This window comes from Bradyrhizobium sp. (assembly GCF_016219575.1).
Taxonomy (GTDB): Bacteria; Pseudomonadota; Alphaproteobacteria; order Rhizobiales; family Xanthobacteraceae; genus Bradyrhizobium.
Genome location: NZ_JACRMG010000023.1, coordinates 203,926 through 218,555 on the forward strand (window position 1 = coordinate 203,926; position 14,630 = coordinate 218,555).

12 protein-coding genes and 2 pseudogenes are annotated in these 14,630 nt (G+C 63.4%); 6 read left to right on the top strand and 8 right to left on the bottom strand.

Annotated elements, in window-relative coordinates; all coding sequences use genetic code 11:
- Window positions 1-11: 11 nt before the first annotated feature.
- Window positions 12-1,730: a tetratricopeptide repeat protein gene (locus HZB49_RS19330; RefSeq protein ID WP_291614263.1), complete on the top strand. Its 1,719-nt coding sequence runs from the start codon at window positions 12-14 to the stop codon at window positions 1,728-1,730.
- Between the two features lie 63 nt (window positions 1,731-1,793).
- Here HZB49_RS19330 and HZB49_RS19335 read toward each other — a convergent pair whose 3' ends face one another.
- Window positions 1,794-3,566, bottom strand: a complete 1,773-nt coding sequence (locus HZB49_RS19335; protein WP_291614266.1) for a methyl-accepting chemotaxis protein — start codon at window positions 3,564-3,566, stop codon at window positions 1,794-1,796.
- Between the two features lie 197 nt (window positions 3,567-3,763).
- On the opposite strand from HZB49_RS19335, the gene HZB49_RS19340 reads away from it, so the two are divergent.
- Window positions 3,764-4,510 carry a YebC/PmpR family DNA-binding transcriptional regulator gene (locus HZB49_RS19340; protein WP_291614268.1) on the top strand — a complete coding sequence of 249 codons (747 nt, stop codon included), beginning with the start codon at window positions 3,764-3,766 and terminating at the stop codon, window positions 4,508-4,510.
- A gap of 170 nt (window positions 4,511-4,680) precedes the next feature.
- Entirely contained in the window at window positions 4,681-5,208 is a 528-nt protein-coding gene (ruvC, locus tag HZB49_RS19345) for a crossover junction endodeoxyribonuclease RuvC (protein ID WP_291614270.1), read from the top strand.
- 650 nt (window positions 5,209-5,858) lie between these two features.
- Here the strand turns inward: ruvC and HZB49_RS19350 are convergent.
- The 7 genes and pseudogenes from HZB49_RS19350 to traA all read right to left on the bottom strand — a co-directional run.
- Window positions 5,859-6,989, bottom strand: a pseudogene (locus HZB49_RS19350) (recombinase family protein); the annotation flags it as partial.
- A gap of 13 nt (window positions 6,990-7,002) precedes the next feature.
- Window positions 7,003-7,236 carry a hypothetical protein gene (locus HZB49_RS19355; protein WP_291614272.1) on the bottom strand — a complete coding sequence of 78 codons (234 nt, stop codon included), beginning with the start codon at window positions 7,234-7,236 and terminating at the stop codon, window positions 7,003-7,005.
- A gap of 151 nt (window positions 7,237-7,387) precedes the next feature.
- Window positions 7,388-7,696 carry a HigA family addiction module antitoxin gene (locus HZB49_RS19360; RefSeq protein ID WP_291614274.1) on the bottom strand — a complete coding sequence of 103 codons (309 nt, stop codon included), beginning with the start codon at window positions 7,694-7,696 and terminating at the stop codon, window positions 7,388-7,390.
- 13 nt (window positions 7,697-7,709) lie between these two features.
- Entirely contained in the window at window positions 7,710-8,006 is a 297-nt protein-coding gene (locus tag HZB49_RS19365; protein ID WP_291614276.1) for a type II toxin-antitoxin system RelE/ParE family toxin, read from the bottom strand.
- A 296-nt stretch (window positions 8,007-8,302) separates the two neighbouring features.
- Complete coding sequence (locus tag HZB49_RS19370; RefSeq protein WP_291614279.1) at window positions 8,303-8,518, bottom strand: hypothetical protein; 216 nt, start codon at window positions 8,516-8,518, stop codon at window positions 8,303-8,305.
- 171 nt (window positions 8,519-8,689) lie between these two features.
- On the bottom strand, window positions 8,690-8,905 hold the full coding sequence (locus HZB49_RS19375; protein WP_291614281.1) for an AlpA family phage regulatory protein: 216 nt from the start codon (window positions 8,903-8,905) through the stop codon (window positions 8,690-8,692).
- A 128-nt stretch (window positions 8,906-9,033) separates the two neighbouring features.
- Window positions 9,034-12,033: a Ti-type conjugative transfer relaxase TraA gene (gene traA, locus HZB49_RS19380; protein WP_291614283.1), complete on the bottom strand. Its 3,000-nt coding sequence runs from the start codon at window positions 12,031-12,033 to the stop codon at window positions 9,034-9,036.
- A 172-nt stretch (window positions 12,034-12,205) separates the two neighbouring features.
- On the opposite strand from traA, the gene HZB49_RS19385 reads away from it, so the two are divergent.
- From HZB49_RS19385 to HZB49_RS19395, 3 genes and pseudogenes are all read left to right on the top strand, one after another.
- The gene (locus tag HZB49_RS19385) at window positions 12,206-12,532 is read left to right on the top strand and encodes a conjugal transfer protein TraD (RefSeq protein WP_291614285.1); all 327 of its coding nucleotides are present in this window, start codon (window positions 12,206-12,208) and stop codon (window positions 12,530-12,532) included.
- 1 nt (window position 12,533) lies between these two features.
- Window positions 12,534-12,800, top strand: a complete 267-nt coding sequence (locus HZB49_RS19390) for a conjugal transfer protein TraD (protein WP_291614287.1) — start codon at window positions 12,534-12,536, stop codon at window positions 12,798-12,800.
- A 662-nt stretch (window positions 12,801-13,462) separates the two neighbouring features.
- Window positions 13,463-14,547 (top strand): annotated as a pseudogene (locus tag HZB49_RS19395) (IS5 family transposase).
- Window positions 14,548-14,630 lie beyond the last annotated feature (83 nt).

Genomic DNA, 14,630 nt, shown 5'->3' on the forward strand with positions numbered 1-14,630 from the left:
GTTCTGCAAGAATGGTGCACTTCGACTGGGGGGAAAGCATGGTTGCCCGCGCGCATCGGTCTTTGCTCGGCGTTCCTGTCGCGGCGTTGCTCGGCGTCGGGTCGTTGCTGAGCTCGCCGGCAGCCGCTCGGCAATCACAGAATTGGGAATGGTGTTCCGGTCGCGGTCACCCGACCCTGGATCAACGGCTGAGCGCGTGCACCAGCATCATCGAATCGGGTAACGAAACACGCGAGAACCTCGCACGCGCCTATGACGGCCGCGGCGTGGCCTACCAAAACAAGGGCGAGCGCGATCGTGCGATACGCGACTTTGAGGAATCGGTCGCTCTCGATCCGGACAGCGCCTCCGGTCACCGCGTTCGCGGCAACGTGTACAAGCTCAATGGAGACTTTGATCGCGCGATTGCCGAATACAATGAAGCGATCCGCCTCGATCCCCACGACGCGCGCGCTGTCCTCAATCGAGGCGGCGTCTATATTCAGAAGAAGGAGTACGACCGCGCCGTCGCCGACTGTTCGGAAGCGATAAGGCTGGATCCTGCCTTGGCCCCGGCCTTTCATGGTCGGGGATCGGCGTATCGCGCGAGGGGCGACACGAGTCAGGCCCTTTCCGATTTCTCCGAAGCGATCCGTTTGGAGCCGGGGGACGCAAACGCGTTCGTTGGCCGCGGCCAGACGTATGTCGATCAGAAGCAGTACGATAGCGCGATTGCCGACTTCAATGAAGCGATCCGCCTCGATCCCAATAAGCCGCTCGCTGTCTACTATCGAGGTGCCGCCCATCATCAGAAAAAGCAATACGACCGCGCGATTGCCGACTACAGTTTGGTACTTTCAATGCAGCCGCAGGGGCAATGGACTGCCTCCGCATTGAGTAATCGCTGCCAGGCGCGCTCCCTCGTTGGCGGCGACTTGCAATCCGCACTGGTCGACTGCACCGAAGCGATCCACCTCGATCCCAACGATGCGCGCGCTGTCCTCAACCGAGCCAGCCTCTATTATCTGAAGAAGGAGTACGACCGCGCCGTCGCCGACTGCTCGGAAGCCATAAGGCTGGATCCTGCCTTGGCCCCGGCCTTTTATAGTCGGGGATCGGCGCATCGCGCGAGAGGCGACACCAATCAGGCCATTGCCGATTTCACCGAAGCGATCCGATTGGAGCCGGGGAATGCAAACGCGTTCGTTGGCCGCGGCCAGACGTATGCCGATCAGAAACAGTACGATCGCGCGATTGCCGACTACAACGAAGCGATCCGCCTCGATCCCATTGGGCCGCTCGCTTTCCTCAATCGAGGCACCGCCTATCATCGGACACGGCAATACGACCGCGCGATTGCCGACTTCACTCTGGTACTTTCAATGCAGCCGCAGGGGCAGTTGACTGCCTCCGCATTGAGTAAACGCTGCCAGACGCGCTCGGTGGTTGGCCGCGACTTGCAAAGCACGCTCGCCGATTGCACGAACGCGCTGAACCTTCTGCCGAATGACAACTGGATTCTGAGTTCGCGGGGATACACGTATCTCAGGCTGGGCGAACTCGATCGCTCGATCGCGGACTTCGACGCCGCGTTGACGATCGATTCGAAGGTGGCGGTGTCGCTTTATGGACGCGGCCTTGCCAGACGGAGGGCGGGCGACAGTTTGGCTGCGGGCAAGGATTTCGACGCGGCAAGGGCGATCTGGCCCGGAGTCGCGAAGATGGTTGCGACGGAATACGGCCTGCAGTGACGCGCCGAGGCATCCGATGCCCTGCGTGTCTCGCGTCACGGCTCGACTGATCGTCGCTGCACCCTACAGCCGGTAGGCCGTGCGGAAGCCGCCCCAGTGCCTGCCGCGCACGCGCACGGGCACGTCGATCTCGCGCATCATCACGGTGTTGCCGTTGCCCATGTCGCGGGCATAGGTCTGGATCAGATAGGCGCGGGTGTTCTGGCCGGCGGCGAGCCCCGCGACATCGTTGAAGATGCGGCGGTTGCGGCTGTTGGCGGTGTTGAAGGCGACGTCGCCCGGCTTCTGCGGGTGCGAGTAGATCTTGTTGTGGACGGGCAGGTAGCCGTTGCGGTCGATCATGGCGGCAAACGCCATGGTCTTGTCCTTGGCGAGGAACGCTTCCTGCAGCGGCGGCAGCGCGCGATCGGCCCACTCGAGGAATTTGGTGCGGTGCTGCACCGGATTTGAGCCGGCGATTTCGACATAGTTGGTGTCGAACAGGTCCTCCAGAGAGACCGCGCCGCTGGCAACGCCGTCCTCGAAAATCTTCGTCAGCTCGCGGCCGGCTTCCATCGCCCGCGTCACTGCTTCGGTGTTGGCGTCCTGCAGCGCCCACAGCTTGTCTTCGATGTTCTCGATGGTCTTGGGCGCGGGCCGCTCGAACTGCGCCTGCGTGCCGCCCTTCGTCTTGTCGCCGATCCGGATGCGGCAGTCGCCGATCTCGGCCAGCGTGGCCTCACAGCTCTGGCCGTGGACCAGCTTCTCCGCCTCCGGTCCGCAGATCAGGATGCCGTCGAGCGAAATCTCGTAGACCGACGCCGTCACGGTGCCGCGCTGCGTCTTCAACTCGATCTTGAGGCTGCAGGGCATCCGCTCGCGCTTCTGCGCCCCGCGCTCGTTCTGCCGCAGCAACACGGCGCAACGCGATTTCAGCTTCTTGGCGAACGTGGTAACGGCCTGGCCGGCCTTGGCGACGCTCATGCCATGCGCCTCGGCCTCCTTGGTCGCGCTGTCGATTTCGGCGGCGCTCTCGCCGACCGAGGCGATGAAGCTGGACGCCGACGCGGCGTTGCCGCTCATCTCGCCGGTGGTTTCGCTCTGCTCGGCCACCGCGCCATTGACGTTCTCGAACACGGGACGGATCGCCTCGATCGCCTGCGAGATGCGGTGCACGGCATCGGCGGAGCCGGCGGCGTCGCGCTGCAGCGCCTCGATCTTCTTGGTGATCTCTTCGGTGGCGTTCTGGGTCTGCACCGCCAGCGCCTTGACCTCGACGGCGACCACCGCAAAGCCCTTGCCGGCGGCGCCGGCGCGCGCCGCCTCGATGGTGGAATTGAGCGCCAGCAGCGTGGTCTGGCGCGCGATCTGCGCGATCAAATTGACGACATTGCCGATCGCCGCGGACGATTCCCGCAGGCGGTCGACATTGGCGCGGGCTTCGCTCGCGGCAGCGCTGGCTTGGTCGGCGAGCTTGCCGGCGTCGCGCACCTGCGCGCCGATGCCCTGGGCGGAATGGGTGAACTTGTCGGCGGCGTGCGAGAAGGTAGTGGCGGTGGATTGCGCGGCGCTGGTGCGGTCGGTCAGCGCATCGGTGCGCTGGCGGATGGTGGTCAGCGTGGCGGCCGTAGCCTCCGCGCCGCCGGCAACCGCGCTCGCCGCCCGCTCGAGCTGGCCGATCATGGCGCCGAGTTCGAGCTCCAAGAGCTCGAGGACGGCTCGCGCCGCATCGCCTTCGGCCCCGGCCCCCGGCTCATTCGCCGGTATGGTGGTAGTCGCAGACTTTGGCTCGCTCTTCGATTCCGGGGCAAGCACAGCAGATTCCAGCGGACGCTTTCGAAACAGGCCAAACGCCATGGGGTGCTCTTGGTGATTGAAATTCGCGCCGCATCCTCTCATCCGTGCATGAAGTCATGGTTAACGGTGCCCCATTACTGGGCATACCTTTGGCTAAGGCGCCAAAAAGCCGCAGCAATCTTTGATTTTGCCCAATCTGCGGCCTATAAGGCCGCGCTTTCCACCCAACATTCCCCGTCGAATCTCGAGACCCAGCAATGGCCGGCCATTCCCAATTCAAGAACATCATGCACCGCAAGGGGCGGCAGGATGCCCAGAAGTCGAAGCTGTTCGGCAAGCTGGCGCGGGAAATTACGGTCGCGGCCAAGCTCGGGACCCCGGACCCCGCGATGAACCCCCGGCTGCGCGCGGCCATGCTGGCGGCGCGGCAGGAGAACATGCCCAAGGACAATATCGAGCGCGCCGTCAAGAAGGCGTTGGGCTCGGAGAGCGAGAACTATGACGAGATCCGCTACGAGGGCTATGGCCCCGGCGGTGTCGCCGTGATCGTCGAGGCCTTGACCGACAACCGCAACCGGGCGGCCTCCGACATCCGCTCCTTCTTCACCAAATCCGGCGGCAATCTCGGCGAAACCGGCTCGGTGTCCTTCATGTTCGACCACACCGGCATCATCGAATTTGACCGTGGCGTCGCGTCCGACGACGCCATGCTTGATGCCGCCATCGAAGCCGGCGCCGATGACGTTGTTTCCGGCGAGGGCGGCCACGAAATCTACGCCTCGCAGGGCACGTTCCGCGAGGTGGCGAAGGCGCTGGAAGCCAAATTCGGCGAGCCGCGCAAGGCGGCGATGACCTGGAAGCCGCAGAACACCATCGCGGTCGACGACGAGACCGGTGAAAAGTTGTTGAAGCTGATGGACCTGCTCAACGAGCACGACGACGTGCAGAACGTCTTCGCCAATTTCGAGGTGTCCGACGCGCTGATGGCCAAGATGGGCGGGTAGGCCTGTCGTCGCCCGGCTTGACCGGGCGACCCAGCACGCCGGGACATCGAGATTGCCACTGAAGCTGCGGCGTAGTGGATACCCCGCTTTCGCGGGGTATGACGACCGGGGGCAGGGGACGGCGTTCTCTTTATGTTTCGTTCACGTCACTGTGGCGCTATCACTACGCCATGGCACCGCCTCCGATTCGCCAACCCGTCCGTATCCTCGGCATCGACCCGGGCCTGCGCCGCACCGGCTGGGGCATCATCGAGACCGAGGGCAACCGGCTGACTTTCGTCGGCTGCGGGTCGGTGGAACCGCCGGACGATTTGCCGCTGGCAAGCCGCCTGCTCGCCATCCATGAGGGGCTCGCCGCCGTGCTCGGCAGCTACCAGCCGGCTGAGGCCGCGGTCGAGCAGACCTTTGTCAACAAGGACGGCGTCGCCACCTTGAAACTCGGGCAGGCGCGCGGTGTCGCCATGCTGGCGCCCGCGATGTTCGGCATATCGGTTGCCGAATACGCCCCGAACCAGGTCAAGAAGACGGTGGTCGGTGCAGGCCATGCCGACAAGAACCAGATCGCCGTCATGCTGAAGATTCTTCTGCCCAAGGCTGATCCGAAATCCCCCGACGCGGCGGACGCGCTCGCGATTGCCATCACCCACGCGCACCACCGCGCCAGCGTCGAACTGCGGCTGAAGGTGGCCGGTGCATGATGGGCGTGCCCCACACTCAGCGTCATGCCCGGGCTTGTCCCGGGCATCCACGCCTTTCTTTGCCTGCCACAAAGACGTGGATGGCCGGGACAAGCCCGGGCTTTGACCGAAACTGACAATCGGGATGAGGCGGTGTCAGGCGCGGGTTTGTAGCCGGGTTTTCCGGTGCGGTCGATCCAGTCGAGAATGGCGCCAAGTTCGCCTTGCAGGGTGACGGAGAGGTCGCGGCGTGTCGGGCCGGGCGTGATGACAATCCGGTCGATGATCTCGCGGATGGCCTCGGCCGCCTCCGCCGCGTCGTCGGGGTGGTCGAACGCGGCGGTCAGGCGCTCGATCCTGCGGCGGTAGGTCTCGGCAATGCCGGGGTGCATGTCAGGAGCGTCCTGCGGGGCGTCCGACGTGCGGGCGGTAAGGCTGTCCTGTCTGGCCTCAAGCTCGGTGAGCCGCTCGGACAGGGCGCGGTGCCAGCCGCCTTGCTCGATGACGCGCACGATCTCGGCAATGGCTTTTCCGGTTTCGGCAAGCTCGCGGCGCGTGGCGTCGGCTGTATTGCGGCGCTCACGGTTGAGCCGATTGGTTTCTTGCGTATAGGCGCGCATGGCTTCCGCCGCCATTTCCGGCATCATCATGCGCCCGCGCAGGCCGGTCAGCACGCGGGCTTCCAGCGCCTCTCGGGCGATGGTTCGGGCATTGTCGCAGCCGCTGCCCAATACGTGGTTGGTGCAGGCGTAGCGGTCCTGCCCGCGCCGGGCATAGGAGCCTCCGCAGCAGCCACAGAACAACAGGCCGGAAAGCAGGGTGCGTGGGCGATGGGTGGCGTTCAGTGCGCCATTCCTGGCGAGGCTGCGCTTCGTGCCTTCGCGCGACGCCTCGATCTGGTTCTTGTAGAGCGCCGTCAATTCGTCCTGCCGCGCCTTGGCGGCGTCCCATAGGTCCTGCGGCACGATGCGAAGCTCGGGAGCCTCGGAGCGTATCCATTCGCTTTCAGGATTGAGCCGATACGCAAAGTGGCCGGTGTCGGGGTTCTTGAGCTTCTTCTGCCGGTTCCAGCGGATCACGCCGACATAGAGTTCGCAATTCAGGATGCCGGAACTGATGATCCGGTTGCCCCTGATCGTGGTGTCGTTCCAGCGCTTGCCGGTCGGACTCGGGATGCCGTCGCGGTTCAAGTCTGCGGCGATGCGTTGCGGTCCCTTGCCGGCGACATATTCGCGGAAGATGCGCCGCACGATCTCGGCCTGTTCCTCGATGATCTCGCGTTCGCCCCGGATCGGCTCGCCGCGCGCGTCGAGCTGGTGGACGACGCGGTAGCCATAGGCATTGCCGCCGCCAATCTTGCCCGCCTCGATGCGCCCCCTGATGCCGCGATGGGTCTTGATGGCGAGGTCTTTGAGAAACAGGGCATTCATGGTGCCCTTGAGGCCGACATGAAGCTCGTTGATCTCGCCTTCCGACAGGGTGAAGATCGTCACCCCCGCAAAGCGCAGGCGCTTGAAGACGCCCGCCACGTCCTCCTGATCGCGGCTGATGCGGTCTAGCGCCTCGGACAGCACCATGTCGAAGCGATCGGCCTGCGCGTCGGCAAGCAGCGACTGGATGCCCAAACGGATGAGGGAAGCGCCGGATATGGCGCGATCGGAATAGGAATCCACAATAGTCCAGCCCTCGCGGACGGCGCGCTCGCGGCACTGGCGCAACTGATCCTCGATGGAAGCATCGCGCTGGTTGTCGGAGGAGTAGCGGGCATAGAGTGCAACGCGGGGCGTTGGACGGGTAGTCATCGGGGCGATCCTTTCACTCCTTGTCGGCCTCGCCCTCCGATCCTTCGGAAGCAACAGACCGGTTGTCGTTTGCGGCGGTGAGCGCCGCGTAATCCTCACGCGCCATGCGGCGGCCAATGATGCGGGCCAGCGTCTGCGCTACCCGGTCGATCTTGCGCCAGGTCTCCGCGCTCGGCTTCTCGGCGTCCGGCTCGCCGATATTGTCATTCGCCGGCTTGAACCGTTCCGGCTCGGTGTCGTCTTCCATGCCGTTTCCCGCACTGTTTTTCGAGACAAACAGGCATGAAGCGGCGGCGAAGCCGGAATGAAAAGACCTGATTTCCCTTCGTCGTACAGGAGCCGGCAAATACTTGCGAACGGCGGCATTTGCGTAGGTCGCTCCATACGCATCACGTCACTCATGCCGCGCGCTTCAACGGACGTGCGCGCTCCACGCGCTTGCGTTCCTTCGGAGTGTTCATCACCTCCCAAAGATCACTGCGCCGCTGCACGTTGAGCCAGAAGTCGGGGCTGTTGCCGAAGACGCGGGCCAGAATCAAGGCCGTCGCGGCGGTAACGTTCCTGCGGTCGCCGCACAACTCGTTGACGTGCTTGCGCTGAACGCCCATCGCCTCGGCGAGCGCGCCCTGCGTCAGGCCCATCGGCTCCATGAACTCTTCAGTCAAAATCTCTCCGACCGTCGCCGGCTTGCGTTTGGTGGTCAGCATGGTTGCCTCGCTCTCATCGGTAGCTGTGATCGTCCAGATAAATCCCGTCCGCCTCGCCGCGCTCACCATCCCAGCGGAAAATCAGCCGCCATTGCTGATTGACACGGATCGAATGAAACCCCGCCAGATTGCCGCGCAGCTTCTCGAAGTGATTGCTTGGCGGCATGCGCAAGTCCTGATCGGTCACGGCGTCGTCAATCATCTGGAGTTTTCTGAACAACCGGGCTTCAAGATCGGGCGGGATGTTACGGGAATGGGCATCGTCCACGAAGAAAGCCCGCAACCAGCCATCCCGAAAGCCAACGATCATTCCGTCACTCCAACTCAGAGTCTTTGTACCACCCTATAACTCATTTTTCAAGGATGATTTCCACCCCGCCGCTACTTCTTCGTTCCGGGATGGGAGCGCGACCGCGCTCACAATCCACCCTGGTCTGCTTGACAAGCCATCACCGGGGCGGCGGCATCCGGTCAATGCTGGCGCGGAGCGCCACCGCGAAGCGGCTCGGCATTGACCGGATGGCGGCGCTCCGGTTCCATATCCGCAAGCAGACGAGGCCGTGCCGCCGCTGCCGCCGGCAAGAAGGAAGTGTGCCTATCTGGTTTTCACCCACGGCTAACCTTGCCGTTGACGAGATCGACGATGAAGCCATTGGCGAGACGCACGCCGATAATCACGTCGTCCAATCGGTAGTTATTGTTGTTGCCTCTGAGGCGGTAGCTTGTGTCCTCTACGACACATACGTCGAACCATTGATTGGGTGCGGTCTGGCCCCAGTATTTGCTACGTCGCTTGATGCGCGCTACGAGCTGCTGGTCCATCGTGTCAGTCTCCGTTTGGGTGTAAACCGGATAGGCATGGAAGGAGGATAGCAATAGCGCTTCAAGCGGCTCCGATGCTGTAAGGGACCGAACGCGCGGGAGATGGGACACATTGCCATCCTCGTCGTCATCGGCATGAGTGCCGGCCCTTCCAGGAAGTACGTATCGGCCTCAACAGAACTCATCGACCTCGCTTTTCGGACGCCAGGATACCGGATCGGCGACCCAGCGGTTGATGTCGGATTCGCGCCAGCCAGCGCCATGGATGCTGATCCTGATCTGGGGTGGGAATGTCCCTTCGCTGATCTTGCGGTAGATGGTGGACCGGGACAGGCCGGTGCGGGCAAGGACGGTTTTGAGGCGGATGATACGGTCTGGCTCACGCATGGTTGCGCTGGGTCCTGCTGGCTGTTTCTGACTGCTGCTGATCCAGACAGAACAAGGAGCGACGGTTGCGCAAGCGCGTTTTTCGCGTCGTCGTACCGTGGGGTACAGGCGGCGGAAAATAGGCGGAGTTAAAGTCCGAGGCCCCGACCTCTGCCGAGGTCGATGCCGTGATTAAAAGCGAGTTCGAGACCGAGCCGGCGGCCTGATTCGAACTGGATTCCGAGTTCGATCTTGCGGTTGGCGAGGATGGATTCCAGTTGCGGATCGCGTTCGAGGCTCTTGGCCATGTCGCCCATGGCCGACCGCATGGCCTTGTAGCCGGCCTTGTCGCCCGCCTGATACTGGCGCTGGCTGGTCTGGTCGAGCTTCTGCCAGCGCTCCACGAAGCGGTCGGCGCGCCGGTTTGGATCGGTACGGATTTCGGTTTCGAACAGGAGTGCGCGGATGGCGCGGGCGGGGTTGCCCGAAGCGGCTTCCAGGGCGAGTTCCGGGTTCTTCTTGTAGGCGGCTTCGGCATCGTGCGAGCCATAGGGCCGCACCTCTTCGAAGACCTTGCGGGCCCCCTGCAATTCCTTCACCTGCTCCGGGCTGGCCTTGCCACCCTGCTGCTGCATCTGGAAGATCGCGTCCACAGCGCGGGCATGACGTTTCAGCGCATCGGTTCGGGCTCGACGTAGCACGGCCTCCCGATCCTCGGTCGTCTCCCTCGCGGGCCCTGCGGGTTCGCGCCGCGCCTCCACACCCGCGCTTCCTCTTTCCGGCTGCTGCACCGCGTCTGGACCAGGCGCACCATCTACGCGCGGATGCAGGCCGTCGAACATGCCGCGCACCTTCTCCGGCACGATCTTCCTGACAATTTCGGCAACACGCTCGCGAAAGGTGATACCGCGCCGCTCGGCATAGCTCTGCGCTGGATCGGCGCGCTCGTAATCCGACGCCATGTCCTTGGACCGGTCCCGCGACAGGGTGCGAACCAGTCGGTTCTGACCGGCGAAGTCGTCGCGGCCATAATGCAGATCCATGCCGTCGCGGTGCCGCGACAGCGAGACATAGCTGCCGTGGGCGTCCATGCCCGGTGTCGCCAGCACATGGGTCCGGTCCACCGTCATGCCCTGCGCCTTGTGGATGGTCGCAGCATAGCCGTGGTCGATGCGATTATAGTCCTTCAGGTCGAACGAGACATTGCGCCCATCGTCGGTGCGCACCGACATCGATTTTTCGCTGACCTGTTCGATGGTGCCGAGCGTGCCGTTCTTGACGCCAAGCCCGCGTTCGCTTTGCAGGAACATGACGCGATCACGCGCGGCGAAGCTGCGTTCGCCCCGCTCGACCGTGACGCGCACGTCCTCGCCGAGATCGCCTGCGGTCCGCATCCGCTCGCGCGCGCCTTCGTTGAGCGCGCGCACCTCGTCGCTGGTGTGGGTGAGAATGATCCGGCTGCGGTCGGGCGACGCCTGCCGGTCGCGGTCCCAGCGGTCGATCAAATCGTCGCGCGCCTGTTCGCGTGTCGCCGCCGCATGCACCATGCCGTGGCTGTCATAAGCGTGGATCGCAGCGCCGGTCCTGCCGGTCGCCAGATCGCGCGTGGCATCGCGCTGCCAGTCTTCCCGCTGGCGACGCACCCCGCCGATTTCTGCCCCGCCGTGACGCTCATGGATCGAGCGGAACGCCGCGCCCGCTTCTATTGCTTGCAACTGCTGCGGATCGCCGACCAGCACGACCTTGGCACTGGCCTGAGCCGCATGGGACAGCACGCGCTCCAACTGGCGCGTACCGACCATGCCGGCCTCGTCGATCACCAGAACATCGCGCGCGCTGAGCATGTCACGGCCCTGGCCCCAGCCATGCTCCATGCGGGCGACGGTGCGGGAAGATATACCCGATCCGCTTTGGAGGTTTTCCGCGGCGATGCCGGACAGCGCCACGCCCCGGACCTCGTAGCCCGCCGCTTCCCAGGCCTCCCGCGCCACGCCCAGCATCGCGCTCTTTCCCGTCCCGGCGTAGCCAACCACGACACCAAGATCGCGGCCGTCTGTGATATGCACCAGCGCATCGGACTGCTCGCCGGAAAGGACAAGGCCGCGCTGTTCGGCACGCGCCAGGGCCGCCTGTCTGTCGGCGTCGTTCACCTCATGGCGTTCCCGTTCCGCCATGAGTTTAGCGGCATGGTGCAGGCGCCGTTCGGTCTCGATCATGTCGCGGGTGGTGAAGCGGTCTTCGCCCCGTCCGTTCTCGCCGAGCTCGACCAGATCGGGCGCGCTGCGCATCGCGCCCATCACTTCGTTGAACTGGTCGATCCCGTCGCTGTGCCGGTGCGCGAACTTCGCCATGTCGCGGCGCGTGAAGGTCGATTGCTGATGCGTGATGGCGTCCAGTGCGCTGGAAGGATCGGCGATGATCCGTGCGCCGTTGTTGCGCGCGATCTCGCGGTGCATCTCCGCGCGGTCGGCGGCTTCGATCCCTTCGTCCTCGATGCCCCGAGCCTCGATCCGTTGTGCGGGTGCGCCGATCTGGCTTTGCGGCTCCAGCGCGATGCCCTGCGCCTCGAAGCTGCGATGGTCGATGCGCGCGTCGATGTCGAGTTCGGCTAGCCGTTCGTTGGCAAGCTCGGCCCAGCGTTCCCGCCAACGCTCGACCATTTCGGTGCGGTTCCAGTCCCGCACTTTCGGGCCGAAGCCATTCTCGTCCACTGACCGCATCGTCAGCATGACGTGGGCGTGGGGTTTGGGCATGCCGTCCGTGCCCAGATCCCAATGCACATTGAGATCGGCGATCATACCCCGGTCCACGAACTCCGATTGCGCGAAGTCGCGGGCGAGTTCAATGCCCTGTGCTTGCGTCATCTCGCGCGGAAGGGCGAACTCGACCTCGCGGGCCAGTTGGGCGTCCTTTCTGACCTCGAACGCCTCGACATCATTCCAGAGCCGTTCACGGTCGCTCCATGCCTCCGGCGCATTTTCAGGAAGCACCACCTCGGAATGGACGACGCCGCGCTTGGCGGAAAAATCGTGGCTGCGATCAAGCCGCTCGTCGCGCAGCCGCGAGCCCGAGCGGTAGGCAGCTGACGCCACCGCGCTGGAGCCAGACTTGCGGCCAATGACCTTGACGTGAAGATGATAGATCGCCATCGCGATCAGATCAGTGGCACAGCGAAGCGCACGTCGGAACGACGTATAAGCGCGCCCTCCCTCGAAAAATTCTCGGGCGGGATTACGCCGTCTCAAACCGTCCTGGCAACCTTACAGCATTATGCCTAGGGCTCGACTATCATCGCTCCATCAACATTGCTGGAGGACGTGGATGCGCAAGCCGCGGGACTTCGACGGGGAACTGAAAGCGCTTCAGGACAAGGCGCGCGACCTCAAGAGCCGCAAGGTGCAGCAGCTCGGCGAACTGGTCATCGCCACCGGGGCAGATAGCCTCAGCGCCGACGAACTGGCAGGCGCGCTGATCATGCTGGCCGAAACGAAGGACACTGCAAGGAAGGAGGCATGGGCAAAACGTGGGGCCGCGTTCTTTCAGAGCCGGGCGCGGCGAACTGCACCGGCAGCTGAGCGCCACACGGGCGGCGCTCGGGCGCAACCGGGCGGCGCACAACCGTCAACAGGCAGCAAGGGCGCGGCATGATATGCGCGCCTGGCAGGTCGAGCGCCGCAAGCGCACGCGACACCTGATCGAACTGGGCGGCCTTGTCGTCAAGGCCGGGATCGTGGACCTGACCGGCGATGATCGCGCCACCATCCTCGGCGCGCTGCTCTGGATGGCCGACAAGCTCCAAAGCGATCAGGGCGAACGGGCGCGCGAGCTATGGGCCGCAAAGGGGAAGCAAGCATTCGAAGCGGACCCGGCAACACACAAGGGGACAGATCGAACTGTTCCAGCAGCTCGTCGTTGATGCATGACGATGGGATGTCAGCCGAGCGACTGCGTGCCGGAGTGATCTTCGATCATGCAAACGTCGCAGCAGGTTCGAGTTCGCAGGTTCTCCGACGCAAACTGAACCAAGACGAATAAAAACCATCCTATAAGAAGCGCGTCAAATTGCTTCAAAATGATCTCTTCACACCTGTGTAAGGGGATTGACGTGGACGCTGTTCGAATGGCCGGACGAACGCCTCTGGCGTCTTGGAGCGGTTCGCATTTCGCTTTGCATCTGGATGATTGCGGCGCATGCCTTCAGTTCCAATGCCTATCGCATGAGCACGTTCTCGAAGCTGAAAGCGGAGGCAAGAATTCCCTCTGACGCGGTCCTGTGTCTATGGAATCTCGTGAGGACAGCAGTGCGGCAATACCAAGGTTACAAGCGCGGTTTCGGCAAAATGGTCCAGACCGAGATGGAAGTGAACTGTCTCAGACGTTGGCGCAATAGTTCCTTGGCGGTCAAGCTGAGGAGGGCAAACACCAATCGCAAAACACGATTGTTGCTACGGGAGCGCGCTGCCGGCTTTTGCGCCGCGGAGAGAGGCCCGCAAGCATCTAGCAGTCTGCTGAAGAACCCCCTCGCCACGGAGGGGGCTTGATGATTCACTTTATCATCTCGAATCGGCGGAGACGATCATGCGCGGGAGGTTTACGGATCAGGGCGGCCTGTTTTCGTACATCGCTCCGGATAAGCGTGTGCCAGCGAACCATCCGCTGCGGAAGGTCCGGGAACTTGTCCGGGATGTTTTGAGTGATTTGAACCGCAGCCTTGGGAGGCTCTACGCCAGCGAAGGACGCCCTTCGATCCCCCCGGAGCAATTGCTGAGCGCCTTGCTGCTGCAGGTGTTCTACGGCATCGCTCGGAACGCCAGTTGATGGAGCAACTGGACTACAATCTTTTGTACCGCTGGTTCGTGGGGCTTTCGCCGGATTATCCGGTCTGGGACCCGACCACCTTCACCAAGAACCGGGAACGGCTGCAGAACGGCGATGTGTTCACGAAGTTCATGACCAGGCTTCTGAACCATCCGCAGGTCAAGCCGCTATTGTCGGATGAGCATTTTTCGGTGGACGGAACGCTGATCGAAGCCTGGGCTTCGCAGAAGAGCTTTCGTCCCAAGGACGGCAGCGGCGACGATGATGATGGCGCCAACTTCCACGGCCAGAAGCGCAAGAACGACACCCATGCGAGTACCAGCGACCCGGACAGCAGGCTTTATCGCAAGGCGGCCGGACGGGAGGCCAAGCTTTGCTATATGGGCCACGCCACCATGGAGAACCGGCATGGGCTGGCGGTGGCCGGTAGGGTCACGCATGCCAATGGCACCGCCGAACGCCGGGCTTCGGAGACCATGCTGAAGGCGAGACGCAAAGCCGCAGGCCGCCGCATCACGGCCGGTGAGGACAAGGCGTACGATACGGCCGATCATGTCGCCAATCTTCGCGCCATCGGCGTGACGCCGCATGTGACACAGAACCAAGCCGTCACCAAAACCGGCAAGACCCGCACCAGTGCCATCGATGAACGAACTACCCGGCATCAAGGCTATGGCATGTCGCAATCGCGACGGGCGATGGTCGAGTGCATTTTCGGATGGGGCAAGCAGCATGGCACCATGCGCAAGACCAAACATCGTGGCATCGCTCGCGTCGCCGCCGACTTCCTGCTCAATCTGATCGCCTATAACCTGATCCGCATTCCCAAACTGCTTGCCGCTTAGCCACCCCGCGTTGGGTACACCCAACACTAGGCTGAAAATGACATCCAACTCCACTGCGCCGCCCCAGCAACGACCGGTGAGAA